Annotated in this window: 15 protein-coding genes and 2 pseudogenes; 8 read left to right on the top strand and 9 right to left on the bottom strand. The window is 59.7% G+C overall.

Annotation, left to right across the window (positions count from 1 at the left end; all coding sequences use genetic code 11):
• Positions 1-89: 89 nt before the first annotated feature.
• The 4 genes from HZ993_RS12685 to HZ993_RS12670 all read left to right on the top strand — a co-directional run bounded on the left by HZ993_RS12685 (position 90) and on the right by HZ993_RS12670 (position 4,485).
• A complete protein-coding gene (locus tag HZ993_RS12685; protein WP_209393111.1) occupies positions 90-1,784 on the top strand; it encodes a M3 family oligoendopeptidase in 1,695 nt (564 codons plus the stop codon).
• A gap of 451 nt (positions 1,785-2,235) precedes the next feature.
• Positions 2,236-2,703 carry a DM13 domain-containing protein gene (locus HZ993_RS12680; protein WP_209393110.1) on the top strand — a complete coding sequence of 156 codons (468 nt, stop codon included), beginning with the start codon at positions 2,236-2,238 and terminating at the stop codon, positions 2,701-2,703.
• Positions 2,704-3,736: 1,033 nt separating this feature from the next.
• Positions 3,737-4,153 (top strand): hypothetical protein, encoded by a 417-nt coding sequence (locus tag HZ993_RS12675; RefSeq protein WP_209393109.1) that lies wholly within the window; start codon positions 3,737-3,739, stop codon positions 4,151-4,153.
• A 38-nt stretch (positions 4,154-4,191) separates the two neighbouring features.
• Entirely contained in the window at positions 4,192-4,485 is a 294-nt protein-coding gene (locus HZ993_RS12670) for a hypothetical protein (protein WP_209393108.1), read from the top strand.
• 507 nt (positions 4,486-4,992) lie between these two features.
• On the opposite strand, the pseudogene HZ993_RS12665 reads toward HZ993_RS12670, so the two are convergent.
• A pseudogene (locus HZ993_RS12665) lies at positions 4,993-6,047 on the bottom strand (IS256 family transposase); the annotation flags it as partial.
• Between the two features lie 536 nt (positions 6,048-6,583).
• On the opposite strand from HZ993_RS12665, the gene HZ993_RS12660 reads away from it, so the two are divergent.
• Positions 6,584-6,781 (top strand): hypothetical protein, encoded by a 198-nt coding sequence (locus HZ993_RS12660; RefSeq protein WP_209393107.1) that lies wholly within the window; start codon positions 6,584-6,586, stop codon positions 6,779-6,781.
• An 18-nt stretch (positions 6,782-6,799) separates the two neighbouring features.
• On the opposite strand, the gene HZ993_RS12655 is transcribed toward HZ993_RS12660, so the two are convergent.
• The 3 genes from HZ993_RS12655 to HZ993_RS12645 all read right to left on the bottom strand — a co-directional run bounded on the left by HZ993_RS12655 (position 6,800) and on the right by HZ993_RS12645 (position 8,321).
• On the bottom strand, positions 6,800-7,240 hold the full coding sequence (locus HZ993_RS12655) for a DUF1810 domain-containing protein (protein WP_209393106.1): 441 nt from the start codon (positions 7,238-7,240) through the stop codon (positions 6,800-6,802).
• Between the two features lie 98 nt (positions 7,241-7,338).
• Positions 7,339-7,764, bottom strand: a complete 426-nt coding sequence (locus tag HZ993_RS12650) for a hypothetical protein (protein ID WP_209393105.1) — start codon at positions 7,762-7,764, stop codon at positions 7,339-7,341.
• A gap of 53 nt (positions 7,765-7,817) precedes the next feature.
• Positions 7,818-8,321 (bottom strand): C40 family peptidase, encoded by a 504-nt coding sequence (locus tag HZ993_RS12645; RefSeq protein ID WP_209398451.1) that lies wholly within the window; start codon positions 8,319-8,321, stop codon positions 7,818-7,820.
• 113 nt (positions 8,322-8,434) lie between these two features.
• On the opposite strand from HZ993_RS12645, the gene HZ993_RS12640 reads away from it, so the two are divergent.
• A complete protein-coding gene (locus HZ993_RS12640) occupies positions 8,435-9,025 on the top strand; it encodes a molybdopterin-dependent oxidoreductase (RefSeq protein ID WP_209393104.1) in 591 nt (196 codons plus the stop codon).
• A gap of 63 nt (positions 9,026-9,088) precedes the next feature.
• On the opposite strand, the gene HZ993_RS12635 is transcribed toward HZ993_RS12640, so the two are convergent.
• Positions 9,089-11,215 (bottom strand): molybdopterin-dependent oxidoreductase, encoded by a 2,127-nt coding sequence (locus HZ993_RS12635; protein ID WP_209393103.1) that lies wholly within the window; start codon positions 11,213-11,215, stop codon positions 9,089-9,091.
• Between the two features lie 61 nt (positions 11,216-11,276).
• Between HZ993_RS12635 and HZ993_RS12630 the strand changes: the two genes are divergently transcribed.
• Both HZ993_RS12630 and HZ993_RS12625 read left to right on the top strand, forming a co-directional pair.
• Complete coding sequence (locus HZ993_RS12630; RefSeq protein WP_209393102.1) at positions 11,277-12,461, top strand: M20 aminoacylase family protein; 1,185 nt, start codon at positions 11,277-11,279, stop codon at positions 12,459-12,461.
• Positions 12,462-12,517: 56 nt separating this feature from the next.
• Complete coding sequence (locus HZ993_RS12625) at positions 12,518-13,126, top strand: hypothetical protein (protein WP_209393101.1); 609 nt, start codon at positions 12,518-12,520, stop codon at positions 13,124-13,126.
• On the opposite strand, the gene HZ993_RS12620 is transcribed toward HZ993_RS12625, so the two are convergent.
• The 4 genes and pseudogenes from HZ993_RS12620 to HZ993_RS12610 all read right to left on the bottom strand — a co-directional run bounded on the left by HZ993_RS12620 (position 13,123) and on the right by HZ993_RS12610 (position 15,676).
• Complete coding sequence (locus HZ993_RS12620) at positions 13,123-13,890, bottom strand: type III pantothenate kinase (RefSeq protein ID WP_209393100.1); 768 nt, start codon at positions 13,888-13,890, stop codon at positions 13,123-13,125. The genes HZ993_RS12625 and HZ993_RS12620 overlap by 4 nt on opposite strands.
• Positions 13,891-13,896: 6 nt before the next feature.
• Positions 13,897-14,268, bottom strand: coding sequence for a rhodanese-like domain-containing protein (locus HZ993_RS25085; protein WP_371817000.1), 372 nt, complete (start codon positions 14,266-14,268; stop codon positions 13,897-13,899).
• 240 nt (positions 14,269-14,508) lie between these two features.
• Positions 14,509-15,009, bottom strand: a pseudogene (locus HZ993_RS25080) (MBL fold metallo-hydrolase); the annotation flags it as partial.
• A gap of 70 nt (positions 15,010-15,079) precedes the next feature.
• The gene (locus HZ993_RS12610) at positions 15,080-15,676 is read right to left on the bottom strand and encodes a chalcone isomerase family protein (protein ID WP_209393098.1); all 597 of its coding nucleotides are present in this window, start codon (positions 15,674-15,676) and stop codon (positions 15,080-15,082) included.
• Positions 15,677-15,801 lie beyond the last annotated feature (125 nt).

Genomic DNA, 15,801 nt, shown 5'->3' with positions numbered 1-15,801 from the left:
CCAATGGCTGCAGGTGGCCCAAACGCGACCTGCATCGTGACTTGAGTACATGGCGTACCATTTCACGTTCCCGCAGAACAAAGGCACGCATGCACACCACGCTTCCGAACTTCGACACGTTCAATCCTGAGACCCCAAACGTTGACTCCGTCGTCTCCGAGTACGCAACAATAAACGCGGCGTTTGAAGCAGCAAAGGACGCTGGTGGGCGCGTCGCAACGATCAAGCGCTGGGATGCTTTGCGCATCAAGCTGGGCACATGGCAGAGCGTGGTTCACGCCCGTTTCACGCAGGACACCAGGAACGAGGACTACAAGGCGGCCAAGGATCGAGAGTCAGAACTTTCGCCCAAGTTCCTGGGCCCTGAAACCGAGTTCAAGAAGATGCTCCTGAAGTCGCCGTACCGGGCCGAGCTCGAAGCAGAGTTCGGTGCACAAGCGTTTCGCTTGTGGGAAAACGATGTGATTACCTTCGATCCAAAGATTGAGGCCGACCTTGTCGCCGAAAGCAAGCTGGCCTCGAAGTACACGTCATTAAAGTCTGGTGCCCAAATCCTCTTTCGTGGTGAGAGCTACAACCTTTCACGCCTTGCTGCATTCGCGATGGACGCTGACCGTGCAACCCGGCAGGCTGCGAGCGAGGCACAGTGGGGATGGTTCGCTTCCAACGTAGCCGAACTTGACGCGATCTATGACGAACTGGTCAAGTTGCGCCACGCAATGTCCCAAAAGCTCGGTTTCAAAAACTACGTTGAAATGGCCTACCGCATCCGCCAGCGCAACGACTACGACCAGGTGGCAGTCGCCAAGTTTCGCGCGCAGGTTCGCGATGGCATCGTACCGCTGGCCTTTGCACTCAAACAAACGCAAGCCAAGGACCTTGGCATAGACAAAGTGATGTATTGGGATGAAAAGATCTGGGACATCCAGGGCAGCCCCCGCCCCAAAGGTGACCACGATTGGATGGTGGCGCGCGCCCAAACAATGTTTGAAGAGCTTGGCAGCGACATGGGCGAGTTCTTCGCACAGATGCGCGAGCGTGGTCTGCTTGACCTCAAGGCCCGCAACGGCAAGGCGGGTGGTGGCTATTGCACCAGCATCACTGAGTGGGGCCTACCTTTCATTTTTGCAAATTTCAACGGCACCAGTGCCGACGTTACCGTCTTTACCCACGAGATGGGTCACGCGTACCAGAACTATTCCTCACGTAAACAGCGCTTGTCCGACTACTTTTGGCCGACCTATGACGCGGCTGAAATTCATTCGATGAGTCTGGAGTACCTGACTTGGCCGTGGATGGAGCAGTTTTTTGGTGAAGAAGACGCCGACCGCTTCCGTCGCCAAGAGTTGCAGGCAAAAATCGCCTTTTTGCCTTATGGCGTCGCGGTTGACCATTTCCAGCATCTTGTATATGCCGAGCCGGATGCGACTGCCCAGCGCCGCCGTGAGATGTGGAAGGAGATGGAGCAGACCTACCTCCCTTGGCGAAACTACGGCGGGATGCCGCATGCGAGCCAGGGTGGCATGTGGCAGGCGCAGTCCCACATCTATGGCTCACCCTTCTATTACATTGACTACGTGCTTGCCGAGACGTGTGCCATGCAATTTTGGGTGCGCGCTGAAAAGGAACGAGCGGCCGCGATGGAGGACTATGTCGCGCTGTGCCGCCGCGGCGGCGAGGCGCCTTTCCAGTCGCTGGTGCGGGGAGCTGGTCTCGTCTCACCCTTTGATGACGGATGCCTAACCGATGTCGTCGGTCAGGCCAAGCGTTGGCTTGGTGTGTAGGCCCTCAAACTGCAACCCTGCCAGTTTCTTGCACTTGTGGGGGAGTCCATATACAAGGTGTAAGACAGGATGATTGTCTTCCAGAGAGCTGCCATTGGCCAATGACTGCACCTGGCCCTTCGAAGTCGCTGAAAACGCTCCGTGAGCGGCAGTAGTGGCTGCGCGGGCCCGGACGTGGTTCGCACATGTGGAAAAACCTTTTTGGTGGTTGACGATTCAAAGTACAGTGCCCACAATGATGGCCGTTGTCTCACGGAAGAGGGTTACGAGTACTTTCGTACGGAGTATGGAGTATGGAGTCGGGTATTCTGCGGATGGTCGCGTCGTTTCAAAGTAACGAATTTCTCGGAGTAGTAATGCCCAAGCGCCATAACCTGTTGATCGATTGGAGCACCACCGGCGGCCGGCGCTTGTGCCATTCTTCGACGTATCCACAGCCGACAATACGAGTATGAAGCGACTTCTGCTCTTTGGCACCCATCTGGTGGCGCTCTTGCTCGGGTTTGCCCTGGGTGTGTATGTCTTACCAATCCTCATAGCCCCAAACGCCTTGTCCGGCGCCGAAATCGCGTCTTTGATGGGTCCCGCGCAGTGGACGGGGCAGTTTCGGCGCGACTTGAAGGACAGCGATGCTCTCCACTGGGGAGAAGGCAGGGTCTCAGTTGGTCCCAAGAGCATCAGCTTGGTAGGTAAGCTTGCTCCGGGTCCCGACTACAAGCTCTACCTTTCCCCGGCATTTGTGGAGACGGAGGCGGACTTTAGGCGATTGAAGGAGAGTATGGTTCGCGTGGGGGACGTGAAAACCTTTGATAACTTCCTTTTGGTCGTGCCGCAAGGCGTAGACCCTTCTCAGTACAACACCGTCATCGTATGGTGCGAGTCGTTCGGACAGTTCATCACGGCCGCAAAGTACAAGTAAGCATGCGCTTGGCGCTGAGTCAGCGTTTTTATCTTCGACAAAGCGGTCACGGACTAATGTCCGAAGATGGCCCACAGGGCATGCTCAGTCGTCAAGGAATTTCCAAGTGTCGGCACCATCGAGCCGGCGTACGCGGACCGCCGCTATGAGCTTAGGATGGAAGTTTCCGAGGTTGACACCATGCTTGCAGCCAGGCGTCGGCTGCAGTGGTTCCCAGTGCGTGACGCATCCACACGTCCTGCAGTGGATAGTGCGCAGCGTTTTGTCGCCCTGGATGTACTCTTTAGTTGCCTCCGGATGCCCCTGGATTTCGACGGTACCAAACTCGAAGTAGACCCACGGCCCACCAATGCGTCGGCACAAGGAACAGTTGCAGGCGGTGGCTACTTCCGGCGTGGAAGGCAATTTCAACCTAACTGCGCCACAGTGGCAGGAACCTTCGTGCATTTTGTGTTCTCCGTGGGGACCGGTAGTGAATGATGCCGTCTAACGAATATTGGATGTCATGAGTCGCAACTATAGCCCGCTAGTCCAACCATCTGGAGCACTGCTTTCGCCCCGTGTCCGCAAAGACGGCAACTCTAGATTTTCCCCAGTCTTGTCGCCGATAGCGGTCTTTTGCGGAAGTCAGCATGTGACCCACTGCGCCGGTCGCCTCGCGATGGGTCGCTGTGCAGCGGCGAGCAGACTCCCGTTCGGCAATCGCTTCCTAAGAACTCACTTTCGCCTTGGTATCGCCTGCGCTTCGCCGGCCCATCAAATGATTCGCAATGTTACGAATCACGCCGCCAAAGCCGATCCCTGGGGCGGCGCCGATCCGCAGCAACTCGGCGCGCGTTGTACCCAGCTCCTTGAGCCGGTGGTCCAGGTTGACGAGCACGTAGTCGCGTAGTAATGAATGTAGCGGCGTCCGTTGGTCGTATGACTGCTTACGGGAAGTAGACTGGTCTAAATTCAGAGTCGCCGGCTTTCGTCGGCAGCGGGGCGGAAGCGGTAGTTAAGATCGGAGCCCAGTTTCGGTCTTTGACATTACATGACGAAAAATATGCGACTGCTTGCAATCCTTGTCTCAATCCTTTCAGCGATGCCGTATTCGGTGCTTGCCTGCTCACCCATGCCAGGATGGAAGCCACCTACGCCTCAATCCGCGTTTCACAATGCCGATGTCGTGGTTCATTTGCGTGTCTTGTCTCAGGAGCAAGGATCATTGGCCTCTATTGCTCAGGTTCAGCCCATTCGCGTTTTGAAGGGCAAGTTTGTGGGCGATAAGGTTGTCACCAGCGGTAGATCCAGTTGCGGAATTGATTCATTTAAGGTGGGCGCTGAATACGTCTTCTTCTTCAATGGGCTGGGCGCATACGTCAAAGAACAACAGTACTATGTAAACCACCTCGTGCAGCCATGGAGCGTCACGACCGAACAGATACTGGGAGCTTTGGAGTCGAAGTGACGTGTTGTGTCGTGTGCCTGTAGCCTCGGACGTTAGCCATGCAAGATATGCTTCGCGCCGCAAAGAATGCACTAGCCGTAACCATGATTTGGGCAGTGGTGATGTTTATTCCCGGGTTCAACATTCTTGGATTGATCGCCGTGATGTTGCCGCTCTGGTCGCTGCATGAGTTGGGCATGCGCGGGTTGGGCGAACCGAACAACGGTTTTTTTGAACCCACACAGTTCGGATACACGCTGGGAGGTTTCATCATCTGGCTCGGTTGGTTTCTGTTGTTCCTCGTCGTTCAAAAGCTGTTGAAGAAAGGCGGAAAGGGCGGGTCGCATGGCTAACAGGTCGCCTGACACGGATACACAACATAAGAAGGCCGCTCCGAGGCACTTGTTGTGTGCCGTACAACTCCGACGTTGCCTCTGACCGCTTTGTATCTGGAACCGACCGCAGGTTCGGGCCAGTTGCGGTCTTTTGCCAGTACCCGCTTACTGGAAGACAATCGCACCCACTTGCCCCCTCTGGGACGCTACGTTGCGTCCCCGAATTGGGGCGGGAGCGGTCGTTGCTATAGGGCCCTCAGTTTGTGCAAATTGCAGCCAAAATGAGCCGGGCGATCTGCACATCGGAATAGCTACAGGCGCTTTCTTAATGAACTAGGAAAATCAGATGGCACAAACATTTGGCAGTCAGGTCTTTGGGCCTTGGTACGACATAGTTGGCTGGATTTTCGGTTCGGCCACGTTCTTCTACTTCGCGTTTGCCGCAGATCGTCTGCCAATTCAACAAAGGGAAAAGCTCCCCACCTTCCTGCTCAACAAGAGTTTATGCATCGTCATCGGAATGCTGATGGCTCTGATGGGCGTAGGCAAGTTTATGAAATGGTGGTAGGGAATCACTCTGTCCCAAGCCCTGCGCCAGGCTCCCACCACGGTGGGGAACTTCTGGCCCCAGGGACCTGCCTCAAATGCATCGAGTTCAGCCTGTGCTGCCTCTGCGCTCACCGCCGTGTAGATGGGTTTGATGGCCGCAGCCAGCGCCTTGCGATCCTTCCAACTGGCAAAGTCCAGGCTGTTGCGTATCAGGTGCACGATGCACGTTTGCAGTGTCGTGGCCGGGAACACCGCGCCCAGGGCCTCTGGCATGCCTTTGAGCCCGTCGGTGACGGCAATCAGGATATCCTGCACACCTCGGGTCTTCAAATCGTTGAACACTTTCATCCAGAATTTGGCCCCTTCGGTGTTCTCGACCCAGATCCCCAGGATGTCGCGGCTGCCATCGGCCAGCACGCCCAGGGCCAAGTACACGGCCTTGGGCGCACCACCCCGTCCTCACGAATCTTGACGCGCAGCGCATCGAAGAACACCACCGGGTACATGGATTCCAATGGGCGGCTCTGCCAGGCTGTCACCTCGCTCATGACTTCGTCAGTCACGCGGCTGATGAGGTCGGGCGATACATCGACCGAGTACATCTCGCTCAAAAACGCCTGTATCTCGCGCACGGTCATGCCACGCGCGTACATGGCGATGATCTTGTCGTCAAAGCCGGTGAAACGGCGCTCGTGTTTGCCGATGAGTTGGGGTTCGAACGTGCCTTCCCGGTCGCGCGGGACGTCAATGCGCAGGGCTCCTGCATCGGTCAGTACCGTCTTAGCGCTTTTGCCGTTGCGGTGGTTTGCAGGCGCTCCCTCGGGTTTGGCCTTGCCCGGCGCGTAGCCCAGGTGATGGCTCATTTCTCCAGCCAGTGCCCGCTCCAGCACGGCCTTTTTGAACTGGTCAAACAGTCCCTGGACTTGACCGGCTGTCATGGGGCCGGTCACCAGTTGGTCCAGCAACTCGGCTGGGATTTGAAGTTGTGTTGCGTTGTCCGCCACCGTGGCGCTCTTTGTCTTGCTTGGCATTCATGCTCCTTGTTGACATGTTATGCCTCGCACACAAAATTTCTGACAGGCTCCTTTGCGGTCGATCTGAAGAATCTCACTGTTCGATCAATTTTTCTTGTGCGTCGGCAATTTTCAAGCACAGGCGCTGCGACAACGCATGTCCATTGCTCTCTTAGGTTGAACGCCTCTTTGCCCGCGGATTGAAATCTGCCCAAAAATCAGTCAATCAGGGATCGAATCGTGAGCTATTTGCTGGTAGCGGAACGGTTATGATTCACTCCGCGGCACGGTTATGGTTCCAGGGACAGGTCGTGTTCCTGGAACCATAGCTGTTCCGTTTCGGAATACTTATGCCTACACAACGAAAGCCGGTACCTGGTTTAAGCGAAGTGTTGATTTCGCTTTCAAACCGCGCCACTTTCTAGCCGAAATTCCAGGCAATTGGGCATTTGAAATAATCAGTTTCAAGGCGGTTTCCAGCGTGGTTCATGTGGGTCAATTGGATTCAGCACGACCACGCAGTTCTGGCTCAAATCTAGACTGCAACTAGCGCGATGAAGCTCAGCCGTTTGTACCAACCACGCAATCCACTGTTTTGGCTCATGGCGGCGTTAAACCTGATGTCCATGGTTTTGGGTTGGATTGCACAAACCTATGCGTTGGGTGTGCTGGTCAGTCTGATGATTGTGGTGTTTGCAATTGGGAATGTGGTGCTTGGCGCCTTCTTGGCGTGGCGGCTGCTCAACTCCTGAGTCTGTAACCCAGCGGCATTATTTTCCAACTGACGGTGCCAGCAGCTTCACAGTAACCTCGTCAGCCTTGCCCCTGAAGAACACATCCAGCGCCTGCTTGAAAACCGGCTGTTCGGGTGCAGCCACCGCGAACAGGGTCATGCAGGACCGCAGTTTCAACTCATCCGGCGACCCGAAAATCTCGAACGCATTGGCATTTCTCTGGGCCAGCAACAGCTTGGTGCATTCCACCAGGCGGCTGCCTAACAACGGGTGTGCGAGGTAGGCCTTGGCTTCGTCTGCTGATTCGATGCCGTAACGTTTGGCCATCGCACTTTTGCCCAGCTCTTTGAGTTGCGGAAAGATGAACCACATCCAGTGCGTCTCTTTGTGGCCCATGGACAGCTCGGCAATGACCGTGTGGTAGACCGGGGCCTGGGCCTCTACAAATCGCTCCAGGCCTTGGGTAGTGTGGTTCATGGGGTCGTCAATTCAAACGCAGAAGTAATGCCATATTGGAACATGGCATTCCAAGGCCTCCCAGCACGGCTGAGACACACCGGCGCAGGGCCGGTTTGTTACTGCTGGGGAGTGGGGGATACCAGTTGCCAGGCTTCCGGGCAGCTTGGGGTGTAGGGGTAATACTGCCCGATCGACCTGCAAAAGTACCAGGCCTGGGCTGGCTGCGGGGCGGGTGCCGGCATGGCAACCGGGGGCGCCACGTAGACAGGAGCGGGTTGCACATAGGTGACCGGTGGCGGTACATACACTTGCTGCGGTGGTGGTGGGCTTGGCTGGCTGGCCGCGGCACCGATGACCGCCCCGGCGAGCCCCAGGAACAGCAGTGGTGCAACCCAATTGGCGGAGTGGTTGTTGTGGTGCCGCTCATGGTGACCGCGGTGCGGGTTGTGGGAGTAGCGGCCCCGGGGACCATCTGCAAGCGCGCTGCTTGTAATGACCAGGGTGAGCAGGGCGACGGTGAGGGATTTGGTGGTGGATTTCATGGTTTTCCAGACGGAGCCGTTGCTGCTTAACGGCTGGAATGCCTGCGCGTTGACTACGGCCGCCGAAAAGCCACCTGTTGCGCGGACCAGTACTTGGATGCCAGGTAGTCCAGCCTGACCTCTCCACCTGTCGATGGGGCATGCACAAAACGCCCCTGGCCCACGTAAATACCCGCGTGGGAAACAACCCCGCGCTGGGTGAACAGCACCAGATCACCGGAGCGGACCCTGTCATTGGCAACGGGATAACCCCAGCCGTTGAGCTTGGCCACGGTGCGGGGCGGTGCGACCTGTGCCCGGGTTTGGTAGACATGGCCGATCAGGCCGCTGCAGTCAAAACCCGATTCCGGCGTATTGCCGCCGTAGCGGTAGGGCGTACCCACCAGGCCAATGGCATAGATGGTGACATCGCCCGCCTGGTCTGCGGTCAGGCGGGCCGGGTACTCTATGTTTTCTGGAAAGTTTTGTGAATTTCTTGCCGATGGGGTGGTGCCACAGCCGACCAGCAATACGGTAAGGGTCACTAGGCTGAGGGCCAGCGTTTTGTCAACGGTCATCATGCCCGCACTGTACAAGAACAGGCCCGTCAAGGCCATGCCCATGCGTGTGCCAAGGCTGTGAAGGCCGTGGCTAGAATGATTTTTCTACGCAATCAATCAAGGGAGCATGCATGCACAAGCGCGATTTTTTGGCAGGTTCTGCACTGGTGGGTGTTTTGCCGGTTGCGGTGTCTGTGCAGGCCGCCACACCCGCGTCCCGCGGACCGGTTTTGCTGACCATCAGTGGTGCGGCGGTCACCAAGAGCAACCGTGGCGCGCTGGACAGTGCGCTGGACCAGATGATGGTCAAACACGGCATCAATTTTGACAAGGCCCTGGCCCTGGACGCTGCCGCGCTGCACCGCATGCCAGCCGTGCAAATTAAACCCACCTTGGAGTACGACGCCAAGGTGCACACCCTGTCCGGGCCCCTGCTCAGCACCGTGCTGGAAGCGGCGGGCGTGGCACCGGGCAGCAACGTCCTGGTCGGCCTGCGGGCGGTGGATGGCTACAACGTGGCCATCAGCCTGGCCGACATCCGGCGCTACCGCATGGTGCTGGCAACCCACATGGACGGCCAGCCCCTGTCTCTGGGCGGCCTGGGCCCGCAGTGGGCGGTCTACGATGCCGACAACCTGGCGGACTTCAAGGACAAACCGCTGAAGCAGCGGTTTGGTCTGTGCCCTTGGGGCGTGTACCACATCGATGTGAAGCCAGCGTAAGGGGTGTTGCGAATTGCTATATAAAATATAGCAATAGTTGTCCATTTGACGGGGGCTAGAGGCCTATTTTGCCAATGCCACTTCAACCAGACAGTCGTAGAAGGTAGGGCCCTTGCCCATATCGGTCAGCTTCTGGCTGGTGAGCTGGTTGACATTGGTGCCTGCCAGCCCCAGCTTACGCCACCACACGCCCAGGCCGTTGACCACACCCGGCCGCGCCCGTTTGGAGACCACGGCTTTGCACAGGTACTCGCCGCGCTGGTTGAACACCCGCACCACGGCGCCCGAGGGTATGGCGCGTGCTTCGGCATCCGCTGCGTGCATTTCCAGTATGGGTTCGCCTTCGATGTCGCGCAGACTCTTCACGTTGACAAAGGTCGAGTTCAGAAAATTGCGCGCCGGTGGCGAGATCATGGCCAGCGGGTAGGCGGCCGAACTGCCGGCCAGCTCATGGTTGGGCAGGTAGGTGGGCAGCGGGTCCAGGCCCTGGGCCTGCAGGCGCGCGCTGAAAAACTCGCAGCGACCCGAAGGTGTGGGGAAACCGCCTTCGGCAAAAGGCGCGTCGGCTCCCTTCAGTGTGGCAAAACCCTGGCTGAGCAGCAGCTCAAAATCCACCGCCGGGCCGTAGGCGGCGCGGCACAGGTCTTCGTCGCTTTCGGCAAAACAGGGGTCAAGAAATCCGGGGTCGTATTGGCCCATGCGCGCCGCTAGCTCGCGGAAGATCTGCGTATTGGGTTTGGCCTCTCCCACGGGCGTAATCGCCGGGCGGTTCAGCAGCACATCGGTGTGGCCGTAGCTCAGGTGCACATCCCAGTGCTCCAGCTGGGTGGTGGCGGGCAATATGTAGTCGGCATAGTCGGCGGTGTCGGTCTGGAAGTGTTCCAGCACCACGGTAAACAGGTCTTCGCGCGCAAAGCCCTGCACTACCTTGCTGGACTCGGGCGCCACAGCCACGGGGTTGCTGTTGTAGACCACCAGGGCTTCGATCGCCGGGCCAAAGTCGGGCGACGCGGGGCGCAGCAGGTCGTCACCAATGGTGGACATATTGATGGTGCGCGGCGTGCGCCCAGCCAGCAGATCCGGGCGCTGCAGGGCCGCGGTGTCCACCGGGAAGGTGCCCGAGCTGGACAACAGCACACCACCCGCCCGGTGCCGCCAGGCGCCAATCAATGCCGGCAGGCAGGCTATGGCACGCACCGCATTGCCACCACCGCGGACACGCTGCAGGCCGTAGTTCATGCGGATGGCGGCCGGCTCGCCACGCTGGAAGCAGCCGCCGTAGTCGCGCGCCAGGGAGCGGATCTGTTCGGCCTCAATGCCGCAGACTTCGGCGGCCCGCTCCGGCGTCCACTCCAGCGCGCGGGCCTTCAGGGCGTCCCAGCCCAGCGTGTACTGGGCGATGTAGTCGTGGTCAAGCCAGTTGTTGGCGATCAGCTCGTGCATCAGCGCCAGCGCCAGCGCCGCGTCGGTGCCGGGGCGCAGGGCGATGTGTTCGTGGCACTTGTCTGCGGTTTCGCTCTTGCGCGGGTCTATACAAATGAGTTTGGCGCCATTGCGCTTGGCTACCTGGGCATAGCGCCAGAAGTGCAGGTTGCTGGCAATGGAGTTGCTGCCCCAGATGATGATGAGTTTGGATTCGGCAAAAAACTCCACCCGCATGCCAACCTTGCGACCCAGGGTTTGGGTCATGCCCTCGCCACCGGCCGTGGCGCAGATGGTGCGGTCTAGGAACGATGCGCCCAACTGGTTGAAAAAACGCGCCGCCATGCTTTCGGCCTGCACCAGGCCCATGGTGCCGGCGTAGCTGTAGGGCTGTATGGCCTGGGCGGCGTCTGGCCCCCGGGCGGCAATGGCGGTCAGCTTCTGCGCGATGTCGGTCAGCGCCTGGTCCCAGGTGACGCGCTCAAACTGGCCCGAACCTTTGGGCCCGCTGCGTTTCATCGGGTGCAGGATGCGTTCGGGGTGGTAGGTGCGCTCGGTGTAGCGGGAGACCTTGGTGCACAACGCGCCGTCGGTGTGGGGGTGGGCGGGGTTGCCATGCACCTTGATGGCAATGCCGCCCTGCACCGTGGTGACCAGGGAGCAGGTGTCCGGGCAGTCGTGCGGGCAGGCGCCAAGGACGTCATGTGGAGCGTCATCTGAGGCGTCGCGGACGGATGGGGTAGCGATAGAAGGGGTTGAATCAGGCATGGCCGCCATGGTAAAGCCTTGGGCGTAATAATGTGTTTTCAACGCCAACACCAGGACTGTTATGAAGCTTATTCCCGAACTGGTTGCCGCCGCGCCCGCCATTGGGGCGATCCGCCGCGACATCCATGCACACCCCGAACTCTGTTTCAAAGAAGAGCGCACGGCCGATGTGGTGGCCGCCCAGTTGACCGCCTGGGGCATCCCCATTCACCGTGGCATGGGCACCACCGGCGTGGTGGGCATTGTCAAGGCCGGCACCTCCAACCGCGCCATTGGCCTGCGGGCCGACATGGACGCCCTGCCCATGCAGGAATTCAACACCTTTGCCCACGCCAGCCAACATGCCGGAAAGATGCATGCCTGCGGTCACGATGGCCACACCGCCATGCTGCTGGCCGCGGCGCAGCAGTTTGCCAAACAGCGCAACTTTGATGGCACGGTTTACCTGATCTTCCAACCCGCCGAAGAGGGCGGCGGCGGCGCCCGGGAGATGATCAAGGACGGGTTGTTCGAGCAGTTTCCCATGGAGGCTGTGTTTGGCATGCACAACTGGCCGGGCTCCGAGGTGGGCAAGTTTGCTGTCAGTGCCGGGCCGGTGATGGCGTCCAGCAACGAGTTCACGGTCACCATACGGGGCAAGGGCGGCCACGCGGCCATGCCGCACAATGGCCTAGACCCGGTGCCGGTGGCCTGCCAGATGGTGCAGGCCTTCCAGACCATCATCAGCCGCAACAAAAAACCCATCGACGCTGGTGTGATCTCCGTCACCATGATCCATGCCGGCGAGGCCACCAATGTCATCCCCGATAGCTGCGAATTGCGGGGCACGGTGCGCACCTTCAGCATTGAGGTGCTGGACATGATCGAGCAGCGCATGGGCGAGATTGCCAAACACACGGCCGCAGCCTTTGGCATGGAGTGCAGTTTTGAATTTGTGCGCAACTACCCGCCCACCATCAACGCCGCCAAAGAAGCCGAATTTGCGCGCAAGGTCATGGCCAGCATCGTGGGTGAGGCCAATGTGACCGCCCAGGAGCCCACCATGGGCGCGGAAGACTTTGCCTACATGCTGATGGCCAAGCCCGGTTGTTACGCCTTTATTGCCAACGGTGACGGCGCCCACCGCGAAATGGGCCATGGCGGCGGCCCCTGCATGCTGCACAACCCCAGTTATGACTTCAACGACGCATTGATCCCGCTGGGCGCGACTTACTGGGTAAAACTGGCGGAAGCATGGCTCGCGTAGCGACAAAATTAGTATGATGCAGGCTTATAGCGTTTAAGCGCAAAGGGAGCTATGCCGTGACGATTTGGAGTGAGTTGACTTCCCGGGACAAGCCGGAAGGCCTGCCAGAAGCCATCCATCGCCAGATTTCACCCGGGGTGGTGCGGTATGTGTTTATCCACGACGACCTGGAAGTGGATGACCCCGCGGTGGATTCCACGGGCCGGTTTTTTGTGTCCCCACGCGAATACGGCTTCACGATTCGCGGTTTTAAGGGCGGCAAAACTGCTTGGGCACGTGACTTTGCCAATGGCACCATGCTGGTCGTCAACACCGAAGGCATGTCCCATGTCTTGTCGCCCAAGGTGCCCGCCCGGATTCTGTTTGTGGGCCACGACGGCGCGGTTTTGCAGGACACGGGCTCGGTACAAAGGCTGGCCGAACGCATTCCCGACCTGGCCACGGTGCGCCTCACCATCAACGCCACATTCGACATGCATGGCGAAAGCCCTGAGGTGGCCCGCACCCTGCTGATGCGCATGGTGGACCGTGCCCTGCTGGCCGGCCCGCGCGACGGTGAAACCGAGGCCACGATTGTGGACCACATGTTCGAGTCCAGCGCAGTGGTGGAAGTAGAACGCCGCCGCGCCACCGACACCGATTTCTCCCAACTCCTGGATATCTAACCCGGGAACCGGACGGCGGCCAGTTCCAGCAGGCCGTCAAAAATCAGGTTGTCGACCAGTTCGAAGGGCACCGACATGTGCGGCGCCATTTTCCAGCCTGCACCACCCGTCATCACACACAGGGGCTCGGCGCCACAGTGCTGGCGCACGTGTTGCACCATGCGTTCTACCGCGCCCGAAATGGCATAGGTGCCGCCGCTGGTCAACGCGTCGCTGGTGTTGGTGGGGAACAGGCTCACTTCACCCGTGGGCACGTGCAGGCCGGCGGTGCCGGATTCCAGTGCCCGCAGCATGATGCCGTGGCCCGGCAAGATCAGGCCGCCTAAAAATTTGCCACTGGCGTCCACAGCCTCCACCGTCACCGCGGTGCCCACCATGACCACCACCATGGGGCGGGGCGCACCCTGCGACAACATGCGGTGGTAGGCGCCAATCATCGCAATCCAGCGGTCCGACCCTAGCCGTGTGGGGTGGTCATACCCATTGCGCAAACCGGCCTCGGCCTCGCTGGCCACCACCCATTGCGGGGCGACGTCCCACAGTTCCATCTGCTCTTGCAGGCGGCGTTTGACGGCATCGGCTGCCACCACACAACCCAGGATGTGCTGGGGCGCCTTCAGGTCTTTCCAGGCGCCTTCGGACAACTTGTCAATGTTCTCCAAAAACTCCGCACCCTGGGCCAGCAGCGCGGCATTGGGTCGGGGGGATGCATAGTGCGCCCACTTGAGCCGCGTGTTGCCGATATCCAGAGCGAGAAAGGTCATGCCCCATTATCCTTGGCGCCAGGGCAGGCCCCGCAGGCGCCAGCCACCTTTGCGACCGCGCTGGGCATTGGCATCGGGGTCGCCCTCAAAACCCTCCAGAATGTTGTAGGCCTCAAAACCCAGTTCGGTGGCGCGTTTGGCAGCCGCCACCGAGCGCACACCGCTGCGGCACAGCAGCACCACTTTTTTGCCCGGCTCCACCGCGGCGCACAGGCCTTCGTCAAATCCCTGGTTCATGGCCATGCCCGGCCATTGCTTCCAGGCCAATGCCACGGCGCCGGGTACAAAACCCACCCATTCGCGCTCGGCGTCGGTGCGCACGTCCACTAACACGGCGTCGCCGGCCTGCCACCAGCTGTAGGCCAGAGCCGGTGGCACATCACCCGCGTAGCCATCGGCGCTGCGCGGGGCGGCGGTACCCGCGCTGTCGGCGTCGTGCCGTACGCCGGAACTCTGGTTGGCCGGCACGGCTTCGTCCATGCGTTTGGGTTTGGGCAGGTTCAGCGTCGCCATGACGGCGACAAAATCCTCCAGGCTTCGGCCAGCGATCCGCACATTGCAGCTGCGTTCGGTGGCGATGGTGGAGTGTGTGCGGCCCTGGTAGTCATGCCCCGGCCATACGGTGGTCTCATCCGGCAGTTTGAACAAGACCTCGGTCAGCGAGTGGTACAGCGCCTCGGCACTGCCCGACTGGAAATCGGTGCGGCCACAGCCGTTGATCAGCAGGGTGTCGCCGGTGAACACATGGTTGCGCCACACAAAACTCATGCTGCCCGCGGTATGCCCTGGGGTATGTAAGGCCAACAGCGTTTCACGCCCAAAACGCAGCAGGTCACCGTCCACCATTTGTAATGCTGCGGTGCTGATGCCACAGGCCTGGGGTGCCGCCGTCTGGGCGCCGGTGTGTTCGGCCAGCAGGCTGGCGGCGGTGATGTGGTCCGCGTGTGTGTGGGTTTCCACCGTCCAGCGCAGCTTGAGCCCGTACTGGCTCAGCACGGCCAGGTCACGCTCCACCTGCTGGTCTACGGGGTCGATGATGACGGCATCGCGGGTGGTTTCGTCGAAAACGACGTAGGTGTAGGTGCTGGATGCGGCGTCAAAAAGCTGTAAAGGGTGCATGGTCTTCTCCCGGATGGCGGGCGAGCCTGCGGCTCGCCGTTGGGAGTGCCACTGTAATTCATTCAAGCGCCTAGCTGGGCTGCCCCAGCAGTGCACGCTTCAGGCCGGGGTCGGCTGGTTGTTTGCCCAGCCAAACGCCCATCATGACCTTGAAAAACAGGGGGTTGGCAAAGGATTGGGCGCTGGGCTTGGCCGTGTGCAGGCTTACGGTCGTTCCGCTGGCGGGGTGGGACGCCACCTCAATACTGTCACCGGCTGCCAAGCTGCCCTGTTCATTGAGCAACATACTCACCTCAAAGATTTCAGACACCAGCGTAATCAGCTCGTCGTCGCTGGCATTGGCCACCAGGCCTTGGGTCAACAGGTGGGTCAGCTGCGAAGCCCTGGCATCCTTGAGCAGGACAACGCGGAACTTCGCGTGGCCGCGGATGAGCGCCACCTGGGCGGGGTCGGACGTTGGGTGCTCCATGTAAAGGGTTGCCCTGTACAGCTCTGCGGCCGCGTCGCGCCGAACACCCGTTCCGTTGACCACCAGCGTTGCCTGTCCCGGTTTTGCAACTACCTGCAAAACATCCGCAGCGTGGGAGTGAAGGGCGCCGGCGCCCAGGGCGGCGATACAACACAGGGCGGCAAAGACGGAGCGACGGGTACCGAAGGGTGTCTTCATATAAACCTTTCCAACAATGCGCAAAATGGCTGCAACCGGTGGATGCAAGGTCAGTGCCACAAATTTAGAGGCAACTCACTGGGTTCCGCGCGGGCCAAGCGCTCTGTTCTGGTTGCCGTGGGGTT

Source organism: Rhodoferax sp. AJA081-3 (genome assembly GCF_017798165.1).
GTDB lineage: Bacteria > Pseudomonadota > Gammaproteobacteria > Burkholderiales > Burkholderiaceae_C > Allorhodoferax.
Note: the sequence above shows the minus strand (reverse complement) of the source record. Positions and strands in the feature narration are given on the sequence as shown.

Coding starts and splice junctions, on each gene's coding strand:
- HZ993_RS12685 (WP_209393111.1), top strand. CDS start 90: ATGCACACCACGCTTCCGAACTTCGACACGTTCAATCCTGAGACCCCA.
- HZ993_RS12680 (WP_209393110.1), top strand. CDS start 2,236: ATGAAGCGACTTCTGCTCTTTGGCACCCATCTGGTGGCGCTCTTGCTC.
- HZ993_RS12675 (WP_209393109.1), top strand. CDS start 3,737: ATGACGAAAAATATGCGACTGCTTGCAATCCTTGTCTCAATCCTTTCA.
- HZ993_RS12670 (WP_209393108.1), top strand. CDS start 4,192: ATGCAAGATATGCTTCGCGCCGCAAAGAATGCACTAGCCGTAACCATG.
- HZ993_RS12660 (WP_209393107.1), top strand. CDS start 6,584: ATGAAGCTCAGCCGTTTGTACCAACCACGCAATCCACTGTTTTGGCTC.
- HZ993_RS12655 (WP_209393106.1), bottom strand. CDS start 7,240: ATGAACCACACTACCCAAGGCCTGGAGCGATTTGTAGAGGCCCAGGCC.
- HZ993_RS12650 (WP_209393105.1), bottom strand. CDS start 7,764: ATGAAATCCACCACCAAATCCCTCACCGTCGCCCTGCTCACCCTGGTC.
- HZ993_RS12645 (WP_209398451.1), bottom strand. CDS start 8,321: ATGACCGTTGACAAAACGCTGGCCCTCAGCCTAGTGACCCTTACCGTA.
- HZ993_RS12640 (WP_209393104.1), top strand. CDS start 8,435: ATGCACAAGCGCGATTTTTTGGCAGGTTCTGCACTGGTGGGTGTTTTG.
- HZ993_RS12635 (WP_209393103.1), bottom strand. CDS start 11,215: ATGCCTGATTCAACCCCTTCTATCGCTACCCCATCCGTCCGCGACGCC.
- HZ993_RS12630 (WP_209393102.1), top strand. CDS start 11,277: ATGAAGCTTATTCCCGAACTGGTTGCCGCCGCGCCCGCCATTGGGGCG.
- HZ993_RS12620 (WP_209393100.1), bottom strand. CDS start 13,890: ATGACCTTTCTCGCTCTGGATATCGGCAACACGCGGCTCAAGTGGGCG.
- HZ993_RS12610 (WP_209393098.1), bottom strand. CDS start 15,676: ATGAAGACACCCTTCGGTACCCGTCGCTCCGTCTTTGCCGCCCTGTGT.